The following is a 20,373-nucleotide window of genomic DNA, read 5'->3' on the forward strand; positions in this document are numbered from 1 at the left end:
ATCGCTGTATGAAAAGAGCCCTACGGCGAGGCCGGGGGGTACAGCTCGCGCGGCAGACCGCTCGCCGCGGCCCGGTCCAGCAGCCACAGGGTGCGGCTGCGGCCGTACGCGCCCGCCGCCGGGGCCTGGATCTCCCCGGCGCCCGACAGGGCGATGGTCACCGCCTTCGCCTTGTCCTCACCGGCGGCCAGCAGCCACACCTCCCGCGCCGCGCGGATCGCGGGCAGGGTCAGCGAGACCCGGGTGGGCGGCGGCTTGGGCGCTCCGCGCACCGCGACCACCGTCCGCTCGGTCTCCCGGACGGCGGGCAGCTCGGGGAAGAGCGAGGCCACATGGGTGTCCGGCCCGACGCCCAGCAGCAATACGTCGAACGTCGGCGCCGCGCCGTGGTTCTCCGGCCGCGCGGCGCGGCCCAGCTCGATGCCGTACGCCTCCGCGGCGGCCTCCACATCGCCGCCGTGCGGACCGTCGGACGCGGGCATCGGGTGCACCCGCGCCGGGTCCAGGTCCACCGTGTCCAGCAGCGCCTCCCGGGCCTGGGTGACGTTGCGGTCGGGGTGGCCGTCCGGCAGGAAGCGCTCGTCGCCCCACCACAGGTCCAGCCGCGACCAGTCCACCGCGTCGCGCGCGGGGGACGTGGCGAGGGCCGCCAGCAGGCCGTTGCCGTTGCGGCCGCCGGTCAGGACGACGGAGGCGGAGCCCCGGGCGGCCTGGGCGTCGACGATCTTCGTGATCAGCCGGGCCGCGGCCGCCTGGGCCATCAGCTCCTTGTCGCGGTGGACGACGACCTGCGGGGCGGTCACTTGTCCCCCTTCCCGCCGTTTCCCGCTGCCTTCCCGTCCGGCTTTCCCTCCGTCTTGGCGCCCGGCTTCAGGTCCGAGGGCTTCGGTGCCTGAGGGGCCTGAGGGGCCGAAGGGGCAGCCGGGGCCGGTGTGGCCGGAGGGGCCGGGGCCTGCGGCGGGGCGGGGGTGTTCGTCGGGGACGGAGCCGTGCCCGGGTCCCGCGTCGGCAGCGGCGGCCGGGGCGGGGCCGGGGGCGCGGGCGGCGCCTCGGCGGTCGCGGTGGCCGTGCCACCGCCACCAGCCGCAGCGCTGTGCTCGGCCTTACCGCCGCCGTTCAGCTTGTTCACGCCGTACTTCACCGAGATCGCGTACATCTCGTCCGGGTCCAGACGGCGCAGCTCCTCGGCGATCAGCTCCGACACCTCCCGCCGCTGCAGCGCGACATGCCGGTCCGGCTGGCCCGGCATGGCCAGCTCGGCGAGGGCTCCATCGGCCCGGTCCAGGCAGATCACGCCGTCGGCCGTCTCCAGCCGCACCGCGGTCAGCCCCGGGCCCTCGGAGATCTGCCGGTCGACCGGCACCCGCAGCCGCTCGGCGAGCCACAGCGCGAGCAGTTCGCTGCTCGGGTTGTACGCCTCGCCCTCCACGACCGCGGAGGTGATCTTCGAGTGCTTCTGGTCCAGCGCGGCCGCCAGCACACTGCGCCACGGGGTGATCCGGGTCCACGCCAGGTCGGTGTCGCCCGGGGTGTACGTCTCGGCCCGCAGGCTCAGCGTGCCGACCGGGTCCTCGGTGGCCTGGGCGTCGGTGATGCGGCGCTGGGCCAGCTGCCCCAGCAGGTCCTTGGCGGGGTGCTCCGGCGGGTCCTCGGGCCACCACACCACGACCGGAGCGTCCGGCAGCAGCAGCGGCAGGACCACCGAGTAGGCGTGGTTGGCCAGTTCGCCGTGGAGCCGCAGCAGGACCGTCTCACCGGTGCCGGTCTCGCCGCCGACCCGGACCTCGGCGTCCATCCGGGCCATCTTGCGGTCGCGCGGCGAGCGGCCGGGCCGCTTGATGACGACCAGGATGCGCGAGGGGTGCTCCTTGGACGCCTCGCTCGCGGCCCGCAGCGCGTCGTAGTGGTTGCCCTCGTCGGTGACGATGACGAGGGTGAGCACCATGCCCACGGCCGGGGTGCCGGTGGCCCGGCGCGCCTGGACCAGAGCGGAGTTGATCCGGCTGGACGTGGTGTCCGTGAGATCGATGTTCATGGCCGCCGCCAGCTCCGTCCGTCTCGTGCGAGCATCTCGTCCGCGGCCTTCGGCCCCCAGGTTCCGGCCGTGTACTGCTCGGGCTTCCCGTGCTTGTCCCAGTAGTCCTCGATCGGATCGAGGATCCGCCAGGACTCCTCCACCTCCTGGTGGCGCGGGAAGAGGTTCGCGTCGCCCAGCAGGACGTCGAGCAGCAGCCGCTCGTACGCCTCGGGGCTGGACTCGGTGAAGGACTCGCCGTACTGGAAGTCCATCGTCACATCGCGGATCTCCATGGAGGTGCCGGGCACCTTGGAGCCGAACCGGATGGTGACGCCCTCGTCCGGCTGCACCCGGATGACCAGGGCGTTCTGCCCCAGCTCTTGGGTGTCGGTGGCGTCGAAGGGGGAGTGCGGGGCGCGCTGGAAGACGACGGCGATCTCGGTGACCCGGCGCCCCAGCCGCTTGCCGGTGCGCAGGTAGAACGGGACGCCCGCCCAGCGGCGGTTGTCGATCTCCAGCTTGACCGCGGCGTAGGTGTCGGTCTTCGACTGCGAGTCGATGCCGTCCTCTTCGAGGTAGCCGCGCACCTCCTGACCGCCCTGCCAGCCGTGCGCGTACTGGCCGCGCACGGTGTGCTTGCCCAGTTCGCGCGGGAGCTTGACGGCGGTGAGGACCTTCAGCTTCTCGGTGACCAGCGCCTTGGCGTCGAAGGAGGCGGGCTCCTCCATGGCGGTCAGGGCGAGCAGCTGGAGCAGGTGGTTCTGGATGACGTCCCGGGCGGCGCCGATGCCGTCGTAGTACCCGGCGCGGCCGCCGATGCCGATGTCCTCGGCCATGGTGATCTGTACGTGGTCGACGTACGAACGGTTCCACAGCGGCTCGAACATGGTGTTGGCGAAGCGCAGCGCCAGGATGTTCTGAACCGTCTCCTTGCCCAGGTAGTGGTCGATCCGGAAGACGTCGCTGGGCCGGAAGACCTCGTGGACGACCTGGTTCAGCTCCTGGGCGCTCTTCAGGTCGTGGCCGAAGGGCTTCTCGATGACGGCGCGCCGCCAGGAGTGGTTCTGCCCGTCGGACAGCCCGTGCTTCTTGAGCTGCTGCACCACGTTGGGGAAGAACTTGGGCGGAACGGAGAGGTAGAAGGCGAAGTTGCCGCCGGTACCCCGGGCCTTGTCCAGCTCTTCTATGGTCGCCTTCAGCTTCTCGAACGCCTCGTCGTCGGAGAACTCCCCGGGTACGAAGCGGAATCCCTCGGCGAGCTGCTGCCAGACCTCTTCGCGGAACGGGGTCCGCGCGTGTTCCTTGACCGCGTCGTGGACGACCTGGGCGAAGTCCTCGTTCTCCCAGTCGCGCCGGGCGAAGCCGACGAGCGAGAAGCCCGGCGGCAGCAGGCCGCGGTTGGCCAGGTCGTAGACGGCGGGCATCAGCTTCTTGCGGGACAAGTCTCCCGTGACACCGAAGATGACCAGGCCGGACGGCCCCGCGATGCGCGGGAGCCGCCGGTCCTTCGGGTCACGCAGCGGATTGCTGCTGGTGGTCAACGTGTTCACGCCTCCGACGGTGCGAGGCGGTTCAGCTCCGCCTCAGTGGACTTCAGCAGGTCGTTCCAGGACGCCTCGAACTTCTCGACGCCCTCGTCCTCCAGAAGCCCCACGACCTCGTCGTACGAGACGCCGATGGAGGCCAGGGCCTCGATGTCCGCCTTGGCCTGCTCGTAGCCACCGGCCACGGTGTTGCCCTTGATGTCGCCGTGGTCGGCGACCGCGTCGAGGGTGGCCTCGGGCATGGTGTTGACGGTGGCCGGGGCGACCAGCTCGTCGACGTACATCGTGTCCTTGTACGCCGGGTCCTTGACGCCGGTCGAGGCCCACAGCGGACGCTGCTTGTTGGCGCTCGCCCGGTCCAGGACGTCCCAGCGCTCGGAGGCGAAGACGTCCTCGTAGGCCTGGAAGGCGAGCCGGGCGTTGGCCAGGGCGGCCTTGCCGCGCAGCGCCTTGGCCTCGTCGGTGCCGGACTTGTCGATGCGCTTGTCGATCTCGGTGTCCACCCGGGACACGAAGAAGGACGCCACCGAGTGGATCTTGGAGAGGTCGAGACCGGCGGCCTTGGCCTTCTCCAGACCGGCCAGGTAGGCGTCCATGACCGCGCGGTAGCGCTCCAGGGAGAAGATCAGCGTGACGTTGACGCTGATGCCCAGGCCGATCACCTCGGTGATCGCCGGAAGTCCCGCCAGGGTGGCCGGGATCTTGATGAAGGTGTTCGGGCGGTCCACCAGCCAGGCGAGCTGCTTGGCCTCGGCGACGGTGGCGGCCGTGTTGTGGGCCAGCCGCGGGTCGACCTCGATGGAGACCCGGCCGTCCTGGCCGCCGGTCGCGTCGTACACCGGGCGCAGGATGTCGGCCGCGTCGCGGACGTCGGCCGTGGTGATCATGCGGACGGCTTCCTCGACGGTGACCTTGCGGGCCGCGAGGTCGGCGAGCTGCTGCTCGTAACCGTCGCCGCCGGAGATCGCCTTCTGGAAGATCGACGGGTTGGTGGTGACGCCGACGACATGCTGCTGGTCGATCAGTTCGGCGAGGTTGCCGGAGGTGATCCGCTTCCGGGAGAGGTCGTCGAGCCAGATCGCGACGCCTTCGTCGGCCAGCCGCTTGAGTGCGTCTGTCATGGGGTGTGTCTCCTGTTGCTCGTCGCTGTTCAAGTCGGATGCGGGCGTCACCGCCCGGCGGCGTCCAGGGACTCGCGGGCGGCGGTCACCACGGCGTCGGCGGTCAGGCCGAACTCCCGGTAGAGCACCTTGTAGTCGGCGGACGCGCCGAAGTGCTCCAGCGAGACGATGCGGCCCGCCTCGCCGACGTAGCGGTACCAGGTCAGGCCGATGCCGGCCTCGACGGCCACACGAGCCTTCACGGACGGCGGCAGCACGCTGTCGCGGTACCCCTTGTCCTGCTCTTCGAACCACTCGATCGAGGGCATCGAGACGACGCGGGTCGGCACCCCGGCCGCCTGCAGCCGCTCGCGCGCCTCGACGGCGAGCTGGACCTCGGAGCCGGTGCCGATCAGGATCACCTGCGGCTGGCCGCCCTCGGCCTCGAACAGGACGTAACCACCCTTGGCGGCGTCCTCGTCGGCCTCGTACGTCGGCACGTTCTGCCGGGTGAGGGCCAGGCCGTGCGGGGCCGGGTTGTCGTTGTGGCGGCGGGTGATCTCGCGCCAGGCGACGACGGTCTCGTTGGCGTCGGCCGGGCGCACGATGTTCAGGCCCGGGATGGCGCGCAGCGCGGACAGGTGCTCGACCGGCTGGTGGGTGGGGCCGTCCTCGCCGAGGCCGATGGAGTCGTGCGTCCACACGTAGGTGACCGGCAGCTTCATCAGCGCGGCCAGCCGCACGGCCGGGCGCATGTAGTCGGAGAAGACGAGGAACGTGCCGCCGTAGACACGGGTGTTGCCGTGCAGCGCGATGCCGTTCATGGTCGAGCCCATGGCGTGCTCGCGGATGCCGAAGTGGATCGTCCGCCCGTATGGGTCGGCCTCCGGCAGCGGGTTGTCCTTGGGGAGGAAGGACGAGGACGCGTCGATCGTGGTGTTGTTGGAACCGGCGAGGTCGGCCGAGCCGCCCCACAGCTCCGGGATCACTCCGCCGAGCGCCTTGAGCACCTGGCCGGACGCCTTGCGGGTGGCGACGTCCTTGCCCGCCTCGAAGACCGGCAGCGCGCTCTCCCAGCCCTCCGGCAGCTCACCGGCGGTGACGCGGTCGAACTCGGCGGCGCGCGCGGGGTTGTTGTTGCGCCACTCCTGGAGTGTCTTGTCCCAGGCGGCGTGCGCCTCGCGGGCGCGGTCGACCAGGCCGCGGGTGTGGTTGATGACCTCGGTGTCGACCTGGAAGTGCTGCTCGGGGTCGAAGCCCAGGACCCGCTTGGTGGCGGCGACCTCGTCGGCGCCGAGCGCGGAGCCGTGGGAGGCCTCGGTGTTCTGCGCGTTCGGGGCGGGCCAGGCGATGATCGTGCGCGCGGCGATGATCGAGGGGCGCTCGGTCTCGTCCTGCGCCGCCTTGAGCGCCGCGTACAGCTGCTCGATGTCGAAGTCGCCGCTGGCCGCCTGCTCGATGCGCTGGACATGCCAGCCGTACGCCTCGTACCGCTTCAGCACGTCCTCGGACAGCGCGGTGGCGGTGTCGCCCTCGATGGAGATGTGGTTGTCGTCGTACAGCGCGACGATGTTGCCCAGCTTCTGGTGACCGGCCAGCGAGGACGCCTCGGCGGAGATGCCCTCCTCCAGGTCGCCGTCGGAGACGATCGCCCAGATGGTGTGGTCGAACGGGGAGGCGCCCTCGGGCGCCTCCGGGTCGAACAGCCCACGCTCGTAGCGGGCGGCCATGGCCATGCCCACCGCGTTCGCGACGCCCTGGCCGAGCGGGCCGGTCGTGGTCTCCACGCCCCTGGTGTGGCCGTACTCCGGGTGGCCCGGGGTGAGGCTGCCCCAGGTACGGAAGGACTTCAGGTCCTCCAGCTCAAGGCCGAAGCCCGCCAGGTAGAGCTGCACGTACAGGGTGAGGCTCGTGTGCCCGGGGGAGAGGACGAACCGGTCCCGGCCCGCCCAGTCCGCGTCGGAGGGGTCGTGCCGCATGAGCTTCTGGAAGAGAAGGTAGGCGGCGGGCGCCAGACTCATGGCCGTGCCAGGGTGGCCGTTACCGACCTTCTGTACGGAGTCCATGGCCAGGACGCGGGCGGTGTCAACGGCCCGCTGATCCAGATCGGTCCATTCAAGGTCTGTGGTAGTCGGCTTGTTGCTCACCCTGAGTCAGGGCTCCTCTCCACAATGTCGCTGTCCGGTGACCGTGTGCACACCGGCGAGGTCGAGCCTACCCCTGTAAGAACGGTCATCTTTTCGAGTTCCACTCAACGACTAAGGGAACGAATCTCAAGGTCGTGGCATTCCATCGGAGTTCTCTCCGGGGGTCATGGAATACGGCGTTCCGGAAGTTGTACGGGGTGTCCGCGCAGGTCTTCGAGGGGCATCAACACGAGCCGACCCCGGCGGCGAGCGGCGTATCCGCTACGTCTAGAGTGGCGTGGTACGCGCAAGTCTTTACCGGGGTTTCATCTCCGGTGCTTGCTGGTTCTTGCTTCCACCAGGGGTGTGCGTGACGGCCGTCGAATCCCGTCCTGCGGGGGTGCTCGAAACGAGCGAATCGAGCCTCGGGCAGCGGCTTCCAGGCCGCCGGCCGCTCGGGGCCCGGGTCAAGGCGTTCGTGACGCTGACCAAGCCGCGCGTCATCGAACTGCTGCTGATGACCACGGTGCCGGTCATGTTCCTGGCCGCTCAGGGCGTCCCGGATCTGTGGCTGGTCCTGGCGACCTGCGTAGGCGGCTATCTGTCCGCCGGTGGCGCCGCCGCGTTCAACATGTACTACGACCGGGACATCGACGCGATGATGGACCGTACGTCGCAGCGTCCACTGGTCACCGGCATGGTGTCGCCGGTCGAGTGCCTGGTCTTTGCCTTCGCGCTCGCCATCGGGTCCACGGCCTGGTTCTGGGTTCTCGTCAACCCGCTGTCCTCGATGCTGGCACTCGGTGCGCTGATCTTCTACGTCGTCGTCTACACGATGTGGCTCAAGCGGCGTACCTCGCAGAACATCGTGTGGGGCGGCATCGCGGGCTGCATGCCGGTGCTCATCGGATGGTCGTCGGTCACCAATGAGGTCTCCTGGGCCGCGGTGATCCTCTTCCTGGTCATCTTCTTCTGGACGCCGCCGCACTACTGGCCGCTGTCGATGAAGGTCAAGGAGGACTACGAGCGGGCGAGCGTGCCGATGCTGCCCGTCATCGCGGGCAACAAGGCGGTCGCCCGGCAGATCGTCCTCTACAGCTGGGCCATGGTCGGCGTCTCGCTGCTGCTGTGGCCGCTCGGCTACACCGGCTGGTTCTACCCGGTCGTGGCGACCGTGCTGGGCGCGTTCTGGCTCAAGGAGGCGCACGGGCTCCAGGCGCGCGCCCGGGCCGAGGTCACCGGCGCGAAGCTCAAGGAGATGCGGCTGTTCCACTGGTCCATCACCTATGTCTCGCTGCTCTTCGTCGCCGTCGCGGTGGACCCCTTCCTGCGGTGATCCCCTTCCGGTTCCTCTGGTGATCCCCTTCCGGCCGTAATTACCGGCGGGTAGCATCGGTGGTATGGCAGAAACCACGCAGGCGTCCCCGAAGGACGAGAAGCGGGCCCAGCGCCTCGCCCACCAGATCACGGCCTTCGCCAAGAGCCACGGCGGCAGCGCCGAGGGCCAGCTCGCCCACATCGGCCGGGGCACCGTCCGGATCGCCCTGGTGGGCGCCAACGGCGAGTGGGGCACCCTCGTGGCCCGCTCCCAGGAGACGGCCCGCCGCGCCGTCGAGATCGCCGGGGTCACGCTCCAGGACGACTTCGACGGCGACCTCGCGGCGAAGGTCCGCACGGGCCGCTACGAATGGACGCGGATGGCCGGTATCCAACTGGGCGGCCCCCGCAACACCTGAACCGCCGGACCCCGACCGGCGACACCTCGCGCGGCATCCGGGCGTTAAGCCCTGCGATGCCGGAGGGCGAGGAGGTGGCGGCGATGGACGAGGCGACCGGGTCCCCGGGCACCCTCGGGCTGCCGCCGCTGGTCGATCAGCACAGCCACGGCACGGTCCACGGCGAGCTGGGCCTCGGCTCGTTCGAGACGCATCTGGCCACCGCCGCCGGATCGGGCCCGGCCCCGGCCGGGACCACGTACTTCGACAGCTTGACCGGGCTCGCCGTACGCCGCTGGTGCCCGCCGCTGCTGGGCCTGGAGCCGCACTGCACGCCCGTGCGCTATCTCGCCCGCCGCCGTGAGCTGGGTGCCTACCGCGCCGCCCGGCTGCTGCTGCGCGGCGCGGGCATCGGCACCCTGCTGCTGGAGTCGGGCGCCCCGAGCGACCTCACCTCGGCCGCCGAGCTGGCGGCGGCCGCCGACGGCCGGGTCCATGAGGTCGTACGGCTCGAACCGCTGGCCGAGCAGGTCGCGGACACCTCGGGGACGGTCGACGCCTTCCTGGGCAACACCGCCGAGGCCCTGTACGCCGCCGCCCAGCACGCCACCGCCTTCGCGCTGGGCATCACCTTCTGCGACGAGACCCCGCCAGAGCCGGGCGAGGTGCGGCGCGCGGCGGCCCGGCGGCTGGCCGCGCGGCCGGTACGGAACCGGGCGCCCGACCCGGTGTTCGCGCAGCATCTGATGTGGAGCGCGGTGGCGACCGGGCTGCCGGTGCAGCTGCACTGCGCCGATCCGCAGCCGCTGATCGGCTTCCTGCGCGCCACTGCCGGGTTCGGCACCGACCTCGTCCTGCTGCCCGACCGGCCGCACCACCGCCGCGCCGCCCAGCTCGCCGCGGTGTTCCCGCACGTCTACGCGGACGCGGGGCCGCAGCCCGCGGAGACGCTGGGCGAGGCGCCGTTCGGCAAGCTGCTGTTCTCCAGCGGCGCCCGAGCGCTGCCCGAGCTGTATGTGACCGCCGCCCGGCTGTTCGGCCGGGCGATGGCCCGGCTGGCGGCCGAGTGGGTCGCCGACGGCGTCTGTACGGGGGCGGAGGCCCGGCGGATCGCCGGGCTGGTGGCGGCCGGGACGGCGCGCCGGGTCTACCGGCTGGACGCGGCGGGCGCGGGCGCGGGCTCCGGGTCCGCGTTCGGGCTCGGCTCTGGGCTCGGGTTCGGCTCGGGGTCGGCCGGGCTCTCGGGCTGAATCGCTTCGTGGTCGCCGGTCGGGCCGGTGCCGGAGGCGTCGGCGAGCGCGGGGCGCTCGCGCTGGGCGAAGAGCACCCGCAGGACCGCGATCCACACCAGGCAGGACCCGAACATGTGGATGCCGACGACCACTTCGGGCAGGCCCGTGAAGTACTGGACGTATCCGATCACGCCCTGGAGCAGCAGTACGGCCAGCAGGTCGCGCACCGCACGGCGCGGGCCCGCCGGGGCCTGCACGGCGCGCAGCACGAACCACAGGGCGACGGTGAGGCCCAGCACGATGTAGACGAAGTCCACGTGCAGCTGGGTGATCTCCTGCCAGTCCAGCGGAATCCGGTGCACCTCGCGGGCGTCTCCGGCGTGCGGCCCTGAGCCGGTGACGACGGTGCCGAGCAGGATCAGCGTCAGCGTCGCGCCGACCAGCAGCCAGGTCAGCTGGCGCACCGGCCGGGGCACCAGGTCGCGCGGCGCCCCGTCGCCCTCGCGGGAGCGCTGCCAGACCGCCATCGCGACCGTGAGGAGCGCGGTGGCCAGCAGGAAGTGCGAGCTGACGATGTACGGGTTCAGGCCGGTCAGGACGATGATGCCGCCGATGATCGCGTTGCTCATGATCAGCCAGAACTGGACCCAGCCCAGCCGGGTGATCGAGCGGCGCACCGGCTGACGGGCCCGCGCGGCGATGATCAGCAGGCCGACGAACGCGCACAGCACGTACGTCAGCATGCGGTTGCCGAACTCGATGGCGCCGTGGATGCCCATGTCGGCGGTGGGCGTCAGGCTCCCGGAGGTGCACTTGGGCCAGGTGTCACAGCCCAGCCCGGACTCGGTCAGCCGGACCGCGCCGCCGGTGATGACGATGACCACGGACATCACCACGGTGGCCAGCGCCGCCCGCTCCACGAAGCGCGCGGAGGGCTGCCAGCGCCGGGCGATCAGCTCGAACGGATTCAGCGAATTCGGCACGGGGACATCGTAGGACGGAGCTTGTGCAGCTTTTCACGAGGGTCCCCGTTACCCCGGAAGGCCCCTCACTCCCGGCGGAAGAAGCTCACTCCCAGCGGAAGAAGCGCGCCGCCGCCCCGAGCCCCAGCACCGACCACACGGCCAGGATGGCGAGGTCGCGCCAGGGCACCCCGGCCCCGTCCTGGAGGACGTCCCGCAAGCCCCCGGAGAGCGCCGAGATCGGCAGCAGCTCCAGGACGGCGCGCGCGGCGCCCGGGAACTTGTCCAGCGACACGATCACCCCGCCGCCCACGAGCAGCAGCAGGAAGACGAGGTTGGCGGCGGCGAGCGTCGCCTCGGCCTTCAGGGTGCCCGCCATCAGCAGCCCGAGCCCGGAGAACGCGGCGGTGCCGAGGATCAGCAGCAGCACCACGGCGAGCGGGTTGCCCTGCGGCGACCAGCCCAGCGCGAAGGCGATGGCGGTCAGCAGCACGATCTGCAGGACCTCGGTGACCAGCACCGCGCACGTCTTGGCGGCCATCAGCGCCCATCGGGGCATCGGGGAGACGGCGAGCCGCTTGAGCACGCCGTACCGCCGCTCGAAGCCGGTCGCGATGGCCTGTCCGGTGAAGGCCGTGGACAGCACGGCGAGCGCCAGCACACCGGGCGCGAGGAAGTCGACGGCGTCCCCGGAGCCGCCGGTAGCGCCTGTGTCGCCGGTGTCCACGATGTCGACACTGCTGAAGAGCACCAGGACGAGGGACGGGATGACGACGGTCAGCAGCAGCTGTTCGCCGTTGCGCAGCAGCATCCGGGTCTCCAGCGCGGCCTGCGCGCGGATCATCCGGAGCAGCGGTGCCGCCCCCGGCTTCGGGAGATAGGTCCCTGTGGCGGTCACGCGCGCAGCTCCTTACCGGTCAGCTCCAGGAAGACGTCCTCCAGGGTGTGCCGCTCGACCGAGATGCGGTCGGGCATCACACCGTTCTGCGCGCACCAGGAGGTGACGGTGGCCAGCATCTGCGGGTTGACCTTGCCGGTGACCCGGTAGCCGCCGGGGACCAGCTCGGCGGCCTGGCTGTCGACGGGCAGCGCCTTGAGCAGCGAGGCCAGGTCGAGCGCGGGGCGGCCGGAGAAGCGCAGGGTGTTCTCGGCGCCGCCGCGGCACAGCTCCTCGGGGGTGCCCTGGGCGATCACCTTGCCGCCGTCGATGATCGCGACGTGGTCGGCGAGCTGTTCGGCCTCGTCCATGTAGTGCGTGGTCAGGACGACGGTCACACCGTCCCGGCGCAGATCGCGGACGAGGTCCCAGGTGGCGCGGCGGGCCTGCGGGTCGAGTCCGGCGGTGGGCTCGTCGAGGAAGACCAGCTCGGGGCGGCCGACGACGGCCATGGCGAGCGCGAGCCGCTGCTGCTGGCCGCCGGAGAGCCGCCGGTAGGTCGTACGGCCGCAGGAGCCGAGGCCGAGCCGCTCGATAAGAGCGGTGACGTCCAGGGGATGGGCGTGGAGGGTGGCAGTGTGGCGCAGCATCTCTTCTGCGCGCGCGCCGGAATAAACGCCTCCGGACTGGAGCATGACGCCCACCCGAGGCCGCAGGGCCGCGGCGTCCGCGACCGGGTCGAGGCCGAATATCCGGACCGTCCCGGCGTCGGGGCGGCGATATCCCTCGCAGGTCTCGACGGTGGTGGTCTTTCCGGCGCCGTTGGGTCCGAGGACGGCGCTCACGGTGCCGCGGCCGACGGACAGGTCGAGACCGTCGACGGCGGTCTTGGAGCCGTACCGTTTGACCAGGCCGACGATGTCGACCGCGGGCTCTTCTCGCATGTCCGGCAGTGTACGAACGGCAGGCGGGGCCGTGGGCGGCAGGGCCGGAACGCACCCCTCGCGAGCTGCCGGGAAGCGCCTCTCCAACGCGCACGTGAGCCGCGTTTTCGCAGGTCACACTTAGGTGTACCTAAGTGACGCACCCCACCGGAAGGTCCCTCCGCTCTCGCTTGTACCTTGCTGAAGAATTACGCAACAATGGCGTTGTGAAATACGCGAGCGAGGCTCCCCAGGGACGCGCGGCCGAGGCGGCCGCGCCGTCCGGCGTGCCTGCCGTGCCCGCTCCCGAGGAGCAGCACGGCACCCGGAACCGGGTTGCCCGCTCCATCCTCGACCACGGTCCGTCCACCGCCGCCGAGCTGGCGCTGCGGCTGGAGCTGACCCAGGCGGCCGTGCGCCGTCACCTCGACACCCTCGTCGCCGACGGCGTCGTCGAGCCCCGAGAGAAGAGGGTGTACGGGGCGCGGCGGCGCGGCCGCCCGGCCAAGGCGTTCGCCCTGACGGACTGCGGCCGTGACGCCTTCGACCAGGCCTATGACGATCTCGCCGTCGACGCCCTGCGCTGGATCGAGCAGAGCGCGGGCGGCGGCGAGAAGGGCCGGGCCGCCGTCGCGGCGTTCGCCCGCGCCAGGCTCGCCGCCCAGGCCGAGGAGTACCGCGGCGCCGTCGAGGCCGCCGCCCCCGGGCGGCGTACCGAAGCCCTCGCGGGCGCACTCTCCGCGGACGGGTACGCTGCTACGGCGCGCAGCGCGCCGGTCGGCGAACAGCTCTGCCAGCACCACTGCCCGGTCGCCCACGCAGCCGAGCGATATCCGCAGCTGTGTGAGGCGGAGACCGAGGTCTTCTCCCAGCTGCTCGGGACTCATGTCCAGCGTCTGGCGACCATCGCCCATGGCGACGGGGTGTGCACGACGTTCATTCCGAAGACCGGACACCAGACCGGACAGACCGACACCGCGGTCGAGAAGACCGACCACCGCATCACCAAGACCACCACAGCATCTGCCAGCACGGCCGGGAGGAACCCCGAATGACTCTCCCCACGGAGACCGCTCACCCCGAGCTTGAGGGTCTGGGCAACTACGAGTACGGCTGGGCCGACTCCGACGTCGCCGGCGCTTCTGCCAAGCGCGGCCTCTCCGAGGAGGTCGTCCGCGACATCTCGGCGAAGAAGTCCGAGCCGGAGTGGATGCTCAAGCTCCGCCTCAAGGGCCTGAAGCTCTTCGGCAAGAAGCCCATGCCCACCTGGGGCTCGGACCTGACGGGCATCGACTTCGACAACATCAAGTACTTCGTCCGCTCCACCGAGAAGCAGGCCGCCTCCTGGGAGGACCTGCCCGAGGACATCAAGAACACGTACGACAAGCTGGGCATCCCGGAGGCCGAGAAGCAGCGCCTCGTCGCGGGTGTCGCGGCCCAGTACGAGTCCGAGGTCGTCTACCACCAGATCCGTGAGGACCTGGAGGAGCAGGGCGTTCTCTTCCTGGACACCGACACGGCGCTCAAGGAGCACCCGGAGCTGTTCAAGGAGTACTTCGGCACGGTGATCCCGGCGGGCGACAACAAGTTCGCCTCGCTGAACACGGCGGTGTGGTCCGGCGGCTCGTTCATCTACGTGCCCCCGGGCGTCCACGTGGACATCCCGCTCCAGGCGTACTTCCGGATCAACACCGAGAACATGGGCCAGTTCGAGCGGACGCTGATCATCGTTGACGAGGGCGCCTACGTCCACTACGTCGAGGGCTGCACCGCGCCGATCTACAAGTCGGACTCGCTGCACTCCGCGGTCGTGGAGATCATCGTCAAGAAGGGCGGCCGCTGCCGCTACACGACCATTCAGAACTGGTCGAACAACGTGTACAACCTGGTCACCAAGCGCGCCGTGGCCTACGAGGGCGCGACCATGGAGTGGGTCGACGGCAACCTCGGCTCCAAGGTGACCATGAAGTACCCGGCCGTCTACCTGATGGGCGAGCACGCCAAGGGTGAGACGCTGTCCATCGCCTTCGCGGGCGAGGGCCAGCACCAGGACGCCGGTGCCAAGATGGTCCACATGGCGCCCCGCACCTCCTCGAACATCGTCTCCAAGTCGGTGGCCCGGGGCGGTGGCCGCACCTCCTACCGCGGTCTGATCGAGATCGGCGAGGGCGCGGAGGGCTCCAAGTCCAACGTGCTGTGCGACGCCCTGCTGGTCGACACCATCTCGCGCTCGGACACCTACCCGTACGTGGACGTCCGCGAGGACGACGTGTCCATGGGGCACGAGGCGACCGTTTCGAAGGTCAGCGATGACCAGCTCTTCTACCTCATGAGCCGCGGCCTGTCCGAGGACGAGGCCATGGCGATGATCGTGCGCGGCTTCGTCGAGCCGATCGCGCGCGAACTGCCCATGGAGTACGCGCTGGAGCTCAACCGGCTGATCGAGCTGCAGATGGAGGGTTCGGTCGGCTGACCCGACCGCCCTTCCCGCCCCGCCCCGGGGCACCCCCGTGTAAGCCCCAGAAGGCAGAAAGCGAGCAGTACGACAGCCATGGCTGAAACCATTCCGGCCGGATCCACCACGGACGGCGTCATCCAGGTGGGGCAGCAGCCCATCGACGCGCGGGTCAGTGCCCCCGCGTCGTACGACGTGGCCGACTTCCCCGTGCCCAGCGGGCGCGAGGAGGACTGGCGGTTCACGCCGCTGGAGCGGCTGCGCGGCCTCCACGACGGCACCGCCGTGGCCGACGGCGGCGTCAAGGTCGAGGTGGCCGCCCCCGAGGGCGTCACCGTCGAGACCGTGGGCCGTGACGACGCCCGCCTGGGCAAGGCCGGCAAGCCGGTGGACCGGGTGGCGGCCCAGGCGTACAGCTCCTTCGAGAAGGCCTCGGTCGTCTCGGTGCCCAAGGAGAAGGTGCTGACCGAGCCGGTGCGGATCGCCGTGCACGGCGAGGGCGGCACCGCCTTCGGCCACCAGGTGATCGAGGTCGGCGCCTTCGCCGAGGCCGTCGTCGTCATCGACCACACCGGTGACGCCACGCTCGCCGCCAACGTCGAGTACCTCATCGGTGACGGCGCCAAGCTCACCGTCGTCTCCGTCCAGGACTGGGACGACTCGGCCGTCCACGTCGGCCAGCACACCGCGCTGGTCGGCCGGGACGCCACCTTCAAGTCCGTGGTCGTCACCTTCGGCGGCGACCTGGTGCGGCTGCACCCGCGCGTCGTCTACGGCGCCCCGGGCGGTGAGGCCGAGCTGTACGGCGTGTACTTCACCGACAACGGCCAGCACCAGGAGCACCGCCTCTTCATCGACCACGACACCCCGCACTGCCGCAGCAACGTGGCCTACAAGGGCGCGCTGCAGGGCAAGGACGCGCACGCGGTCTGGATCGGCGATGTGCTGATCCGTGCCGCGGCCGAGGGCACGGACACCTACGAGCTGAACCGGAACCTGGTCCTCACCGACGGCGCCCGCGTCGACTCGGTGCCGAACCTGGAGATCGAGACCGGTGAGATCGTCGGTGCCGGTCACGCGAGCGCGACCGGCCGCTTCGAGGACGAGCAGCTGTTCTACCTGATGGCTCGCGGCATCCCGGCCGACGAGGCCCGCCGTCTGGTCGTCCGCGGCTTCTTCGCCGAGCTGGTCCAGCAGATCGGGCTGCCCGAGCTGGAGGAGCGCCTGATCGCCAAGATCGAGGCGGAGCTGGAGGCGTCCGTATGACCGCAGCCTTCGTGCGCGTGTGCGCGCTGACCGAACTCGAAGAGGACGCTCCCAAGCGCGTCGAGCTGGAGGGCGTGCCGGTCGCGCTGGTGCGCACCGAGGGCGAGGTGTTCGCGGTCAACGACATCTGCTCGCACGCGAACGTCTCGCTGTCCGAGGGCGAGGTGGAGGACTGCCAGATCGAGTGCTGGCTGCACGGCTCCAGCTTCGACCTCCGTACCGGCAAGCCGTCCGGCCTTCCCGCGACGCGCCCCGTCCCCGTATACCCCGTAAAGATCGAAGGGGACGACGTGCTCGTCTCCGTCACCCAGGAGTCCTGAGGCACCCATGGCAACGCTTGAGATCCACGACCTGCACGTCTCCGTCGAGGCCGAGGGCGGCCCCCGCGAGATTCTGCGCGGCGTCGACCTGACCGTGAAGCAGGGCGAGACGCACGCCATCATGGGCCCGAACGGCTCCGGCAAGTCCACCCTGGCGTACTCGCTCGCCGGTCACCCGAAGTACAAGATCACCGGCGGCACCGTCACCCTCGACGGCGAGAACGTGCTGGAGATGTCCGTCGACGAGCGGGCCCGCGCCGGTGTCTTCCTCGCCATGCAGTACCCGGTCGAGGTGCCCGGCGTCTCCGTCTCCAACTTCCTGCGCACCTCCGCGACCGCGATCCGCGGCGAGGCGCCGAAGCTGCGCACCTGGGTGAAGGAGGTCAAGGAGGCCATGCAGCGCCTCTCGATCGACCCGTCCTTCGCCGAGCGGAACGTGAACGAGGGCTTCTCCGGCGGTGAGAAGAAGCGCCACGAGATCCTTCAGCTGGAGCTGCTGAGGCCGGCCATCGCGATCCTCGACGAGACCGACTCCGGTCTCGACGTCGACGCGCTGCGCGTGGTCTCCGAGGGCGTCAACCGCGTCCGGGAGTCGGGCCAGGTCGGCACCCTGCTGATCACCCACTACACGCGCATCCTGCGCTACATCAAGCCCGACCACGTCCACGTGTTCGCCGCGGGCCGGATCGCCGAGTCCGGCGGCCCGGAGCTGGCCGACAAGCTGGAGGAAGAGGGCTACGAGGAGTACGTGAAGGGAGGCGTCTCCGAGTGACACAGCTGCCGGGCCTCCTCGACACCGAGGCGATCCGCAAGGACTTCCCGATCCTGGACCGCACGGTCCACGACGGCAAGAAGGTCGTATACCTGGACAACGCGGCGACCTCGCAGAAGCCGCGCCAGGTCCTGGACGCGCTGAACAGTTATTACGAGCGCTCCAACGCCAATGTGCACCGTGGCGTCCATGTGCTCGCGGAGGAGGCCACGGCGCTGTACGAGGGCGCTCGCGACAAGGTCGCCGCCTTCATCAACGCTCCGAGCCGCGACGAGGTGATCTTCACCAAGAACGCGTCGGAGTCGCTGAACCTGGTCGCGAACATGCTCGGCTGGGCCGATGAGCCCTACCGGGTGGACCAGGAAACCGAGATCGTCATCACGGAGATGGAGCACCACTCCAACATCGTGCCGTGGCAGCTGCTCTCGCAGCGCACCGGCGCGAAGCTGAAGTGGTTCGGCCTCACCGACGACGGCCGTCTCGACCTGTCCGAGATCGAGCAGGTCATCACGGAGAAGACCAAGGTCGTCTCCTTCGTGCTGGTCTCCAACATCCTGGGCACGCACAACCCGGTCGAGGCGATCGTCCGCCGCGCGCAGGACGTCGGCGCGCTCGTCGTCATCGACGCCTCCCAGGCCGCCCCGCACATGCTGCTGGACGTGCAGGCGCTGCAGGCCGACTTCGTGGCCTTCACCGGCCACAAGATGTGCGGTCCGACCGGCATCGGTGTGCTGTGGGGCCGCCAGGAGCTGCTGGAGGATCTGCCTCCGTTCCTCGGCGGCGGCGAGATGATCGAGACCGTCTCGATGAACTCCTCCACCTACGCTCCGGCGCCGCACAAGTTCGAGGCCGGTACGCCCCCGATCGCCCAGGCCGTCGGCCTCGGCGCGGCCGTGGACTACCTGTCCTCGATCGGCATGGACAACATCTACCGCCATGAGCACGCCCTGACCGAGTACGCGGTCGGCAGGCTCCTGGAGGTGCCCGACCTGCGCATCATCGGCCCCACCACGGCCGAGGAGCGCGGCGCGACGATCTCCTTCACGCTCGGCGACATCCACCCGCACGATGTGGGTCAGGTCCTCGACGAGCAGGGCATCGCCGTCCGGGTCGGCCACCACTGTGCGCGTCCGGTCTGCCTGCGGTACGGAATTCCTGCGACCACGCGAGCGTCGTTCTATCTGTACTCCACGCCGGCCGAGGTGGATGCCCTGGTCGACGGGTTGGAGCACGTACGGAACTTCTTCGGCTAGGGGCTGCCACGTGAAGCTGGATTCGATGTACCAGGACGTCATCCTGGACCACTACAAGCACCCCCACGGGCGGGGGCTCAGGGACGGCGACGCCGAGGTACACCACGTCAATCCGACCTGTGGTGACGAGATCACGCTCCGGGTGCGGCTTGACGGCGAGACGATCGAGGACGTGAGCTACGAGGGGCAGGGCTGTTCCATCAGCCAGGCCAGCGCGTCCGTGCTCAACGACCTGCTGGTGGGCAAGGAACTGAGCGAGGCTCGCAGGATCCAGGCGACGTTCTTGGAGCTGATGCAGTCCAAGGGCCAGCTGGAGCCGGACGACACGATGGAAGAGGTGCTGGAGGACGCGGTCGCGTTCGCCGGTGTCTCCAAGTACCCCGCCCGGGTCAAGTGCGCTCTGCTGAGCTGGATGGCATGGAAGGACGCCACCGCTCAGGCCCTGAGCGACGGCGCTGAAGGGAAGACCGCATGACTGAGAACGTGGAAACCACCACCAAGCCCGCGAGCGAGGAAGAGGTCCGCGAGGCCCTCTACGACGTGGTCGACCCCGAGCTGGGCATCGACGTGGTCAACCTCGGCCTCATCTACGGCATTCACATCGACGACAGCAACATCGCCACCATCGACATGACGCTCACGTCCGCGGCGTGTCCGCTGACCGACGTCATCGAGGACCAGGCGAAGTCCGCGGCCGACGGGATCGTCAAGGAGCTGCGGATCAACTGGGTCTGGATGCCGCCGTGGGGCCCGGACAAGATCACGGACGACGGCCGTGAGCAGCTGAGGGCACTCGGCTTCAACGTCTGAGGTCTTCTCGGCTCTTTTCGGGCTTTCGAAGCGGCCCCCGCGCGTAGAGCGCGGGGGCCGCTTCGTATGGTCCCGGCTTTTTGTGTACACCCGTACGCATCGTTGTGTACGATCGTACGCATGGGATACCTGACGCTTTCCGGTGCGATCCTCGCCGAGGTTCTGGCGACCACCTCGATGAAGTACAGCGAGGGCTTCAGCAAGCTCTGGCCCTCGGTCGCGACGGCCGTCGGCTACGGGATCGCTTTCGTGCTGCTCGCCCAGACGCTCAAGACGATCTCCGTCGGCACCGCGTACGCCGTCTGGGCCGGGGCAGGGACCGCCGCCATCGCCGCGATCGGGATGGTGTTCCTCGGGGAAGCGGTGTCCGCCGCGAGGGTCATCGGGGTGCTGCTGGTGATCGCCGGAGTGGTCGTGCTCAACCTCGGCGGGGCCCACTGATGGGGCGCCGCTACGACCCCGATCGGCGGCAGCGGCTCATCGACGCCGCGATCACGGTGGTGGGGGAGCGGGGGATCGGCGGGCTGAGCCACCGGGCCGTGGCCGCCGAGGCGGACGTACCGCTCGGGTCGACCACGTACCACTTCGCGAGCCTCGACGATCTGCTCGTCGCCGCGCTTGAGCAGATCAACACCGAGTGTCTGGACGATGTGGAGCGCATGGAGCGCGACGCGCCCGCCGGGGCGCCGCTCGCGGACCAGCTGGCGTGGCTGATGGAGCAGATGGTGACGGGCGACCGTAAGCGGCTGGAGCTGGAGTACGAGCTGTATCTCGCCGCCCTGCGCCGCGCGTCGGTGCGGCCGATCGCCGCCGCGTTCCTGGACCGCATGGCCGCGCTGCTGGAGCGGCGCACCGGCGACGCGGATGTCGCGCGGGCCGTGAACGCGCTGTTCGACGGGATGCTGTTGCAGATCCTGCTGACCGGGCGGGAGTTCGACCGGGAGGAGGCGCGGGCGGCGTTCGCCCGCGTGACGGGCTGACCTTGTCTAGTCCCTGGGACC

21 protein-coding genes are annotated in these 20,373 nt (G+C 70.1%); 13 read left to right on the forward strand and 8 right to left on the reverse strand.

The window, feature by feature from the left end:
- Window positions 1–20 precede the first annotated feature (20 nt).
- Genes pgl through tkt form a run of 5 tightly spaced genes read right to left on the reverse strand, consistent with a single transcriptional unit; the run spans window position 21 to window position 6,808 of the window.
- A complete protein-coding gene (gene pgl, locus ACWC5C_RS02715; RefSeq protein ID WP_450872971.1) occupies window positions 21–803 on the reverse strand; it encodes a 6-phosphogluconolactonase in 783 nt (260 codons plus the stop codon).
- The gene (gene opcA / locus ACWC5C_RS02720; protein ID WP_450872973.1) at window positions 800–2,035 is read right to left on the reverse strand and encodes a glucose-6-phosphate dehydrogenase assembly protein OpcA; all 1,236 of its coding nucleotides are present in this window, start codon (window positions 2,033–2,035) and stop codon (window positions 800–802) included. Before opcA ends, pgl begins: the two co-directional genes overlap by 4 nt.
- Entirely contained in the window at window positions 2,032–3,558 is a 1,527-nt protein-coding gene (gene zwf, locus ACWC5C_RS02725; RefSeq protein WP_450873256.1) for a glucose-6-phosphate dehydrogenase, read from the reverse strand. Before zwf ends, opcA begins: the two co-directional genes overlap by 4 nt.
- A 5-nt stretch (window positions 3,559–3,563) precedes the next feature.
- Window positions 3,564–4,682 carry a transaldolase gene (tal, locus tag ACWC5C_RS02730; RefSeq protein ID WP_450872975.1) on the reverse strand — a complete coding sequence of 373 codons (1,119 nt, stop codon included), beginning with the start codon at window positions 4,680–4,682 and terminating at the stop codon, window positions 3,564–3,566.
- A gap of 47 nt (window positions 4,683–4,729) precedes the next feature.
- A complete protein-coding gene (gene tkt, locus ACWC5C_RS02735; protein WP_450872977.1) occupies window positions 4,730–6,808 on the reverse strand; it encodes a transketolase in 2,079 nt (692 codons plus the stop codon).
- Window positions 6,809–7,157: 349 nt separating this feature from the next.
- Between tkt and ACWC5C_RS02740 the strand changes: the two genes are divergently transcribed.
- The 3 genes from ACWC5C_RS02740 to ACWC5C_RS02750 all read left to right on the forward strand — a co-directional run bounded on the left by ACWC5C_RS02740 (window position 7,158) and on the right by ACWC5C_RS02750 (window position 9,752).
- Window positions 7,158–8,123: a heme o synthase gene (locus ACWC5C_RS02740; RefSeq protein ID WP_385445191.1), complete on the forward strand. Its 966-nt coding sequence runs from the start codon at window positions 7,158–7,160 to the stop codon at window positions 8,121–8,123.
- A gap of 64 nt (window positions 8,124–8,187) precedes the next feature.
- Window positions 8,188–8,523, forward strand: coding sequence for a hypothetical protein (locus tag ACWC5C_RS02745; RefSeq protein WP_450872979.1), 336 nt, complete (start codon window positions 8,188–8,190; stop codon window positions 8,521–8,523).
- 83 nt (window positions 8,524–8,606) lie between these two features.
- Window positions 8,607–9,752, forward strand: a complete 1,146-nt coding sequence (locus tag ACWC5C_RS02750; RefSeq protein ID WP_450872981.1) for an amidohydrolase — start codon at window positions 8,607–8,609, stop codon at window positions 9,750–9,752.
- On the opposite strand, the gene ACWC5C_RS02755 is transcribed toward ACWC5C_RS02750, so the two are convergent.
- The 3 genes from ACWC5C_RS02755 to ACWC5C_RS02765 form a co-directional block, all read right to left on the reverse strand.
- Entirely contained in the window at window positions 9,650–10,717 is a 1,068-nt protein-coding gene (locus ACWC5C_RS02755; RefSeq protein ID WP_450872983.1) for a COX15/CtaA family protein, read from the reverse strand. The two genes, ACWC5C_RS02750 and ACWC5C_RS02755, sit on opposite strands and share 103 nt — an antisense overlap.
- A gap of 85 nt (window positions 10,718–10,802) precedes the next feature.
- A complete protein-coding gene (locus ACWC5C_RS02760) occupies window positions 10,803–11,594 on the reverse strand; it encodes an ABC transporter permease (RefSeq protein WP_450872984.1) in 792 nt (263 codons plus the stop codon).
- Window positions 11,591–12,517, reverse strand: a complete 927-nt coding sequence (locus ACWC5C_RS02765; RefSeq protein WP_450872986.1) for an ABC transporter ATP-binding protein — start codon at window positions 12,515–12,517, stop codon at window positions 11,591–11,593. Before ACWC5C_RS02765 ends, ACWC5C_RS02760 begins: the two co-directional genes overlap by 4 nt.
- Window positions 12,518–12,723: 206 nt before the next feature.
- On the opposite strand from ACWC5C_RS02765, the gene ACWC5C_RS02770 reads away from it, so the two are divergent.
- The 10 genes from ACWC5C_RS02770 to ACWC5C_RS02815 all read left to right on the forward strand — a co-directional run bounded on the left by ACWC5C_RS02770 (window position 12,724) and on the right by ACWC5C_RS02815 (window position 20,352).
- On the forward strand, window positions 12,724–13,551 hold the full coding sequence (locus ACWC5C_RS02770) for a helix-turn-helix transcriptional regulator (protein ID WP_450872988.1): 828 nt from the start codon (window positions 12,724–12,726) through the stop codon (window positions 13,549–13,551).
- The gene (gene sufB, locus ACWC5C_RS02775; RefSeq protein ID WP_450872990.1) at window positions 13,548–14,969 is read left to right on the forward strand and encodes a Fe-S cluster assembly protein SufB; all 1,422 of its coding nucleotides are present in this window, start codon (window positions 13,548–13,550) and stop codon (window positions 14,967–14,969) included. Before ACWC5C_RS02770 ends, sufB begins: the two co-directional genes overlap by 4 nt.
- 78 nt (window positions 14,970–15,047) lie before the next feature.
- Window positions 15,048–16,217: a Fe-S cluster assembly protein SufD gene (gene sufD, locus ACWC5C_RS02780; RefSeq protein WP_450872992.1), complete on the forward strand. Its 1,170-nt coding sequence runs from the start codon at window positions 15,048–15,050 to the stop codon at window positions 16,215–16,217.
- On the forward strand, window positions 16,214–16,537 hold the full coding sequence (locus ACWC5C_RS02785) for a bifunctional 3-phenylpropionate/cinnamic acid dioxygenase ferredoxin subunit (RefSeq protein WP_385445203.1): 324 nt from the start codon (window positions 16,214–16,216) through the stop codon (window positions 16,535–16,537). Before sufD ends, ACWC5C_RS02785 begins: the two co-directional genes overlap by 4 nt.
- Before the next feature lie 7 nt (window positions 16,538–16,544).
- Entirely contained in the window at window positions 16,545–17,309 is a 765-nt protein-coding gene (sufC, locus tag ACWC5C_RS02790; RefSeq protein ID WP_450872994.1) for a Fe-S cluster assembly ATPase SufC, read from the forward strand.
- A complete protein-coding gene (locus ACWC5C_RS02795; RefSeq protein WP_450872996.1) occupies window positions 17,306–18,562 on the forward strand; it encodes a cysteine desulfurase in 1,257 nt (418 codons plus the stop codon). Before sufC ends, ACWC5C_RS02795 begins: the two co-directional genes overlap by 4 nt.
- A gap of 10 nt (window positions 18,563–18,572) precedes the next feature.
- The gene (sufU, locus tag ACWC5C_RS02800) at window positions 18,573–19,037 is read left to right on the forward strand and encodes a Fe-S cluster assembly sulfur transfer protein SufU (RefSeq protein ID WP_385445208.1); all 465 of its coding nucleotides are present in this window, start codon (window positions 18,573–18,575) and stop codon (window positions 19,035–19,037) included.
- Window positions 19,034–19,372, forward strand: a complete 339-nt coding sequence (locus ACWC5C_RS02805) for a metal-sulfur cluster assembly factor (protein WP_385445210.1) — start codon at window positions 19,034–19,036, stop codon at window positions 19,370–19,372. The genes sufU and ACWC5C_RS02805 overlap by 4 nt, the downstream gene beginning before the upstream one ends.
- Before the next feature lie 120 nt (window positions 19,373–19,492).
- Window positions 19,493–19,813 (forward strand): DMT family transporter, encoded by a 321-nt coding sequence (locus ACWC5C_RS02810; protein ID WP_450872998.1) that lies wholly within the window; start codon window positions 19,493–19,495, stop codon window positions 19,811–19,813.
- Window positions 19,813–20,352, forward strand: coding sequence for a TetR/AcrR family transcriptional regulator (locus ACWC5C_RS02815; protein WP_450873000.1), 540 nt, complete (start codon window positions 19,813–19,815; stop codon window positions 20,350–20,352). The genes ACWC5C_RS02810 and ACWC5C_RS02815 overlap by 1 nt, the downstream gene beginning before the upstream one ends.
- The last annotated feature ends 21 nt before the right edge of the window (window positions 20,353–20,373 follow it).

The sequence above is a fragment of the Streptomyces sp. NPDC001700 genome (assembly GCF_053596435.1).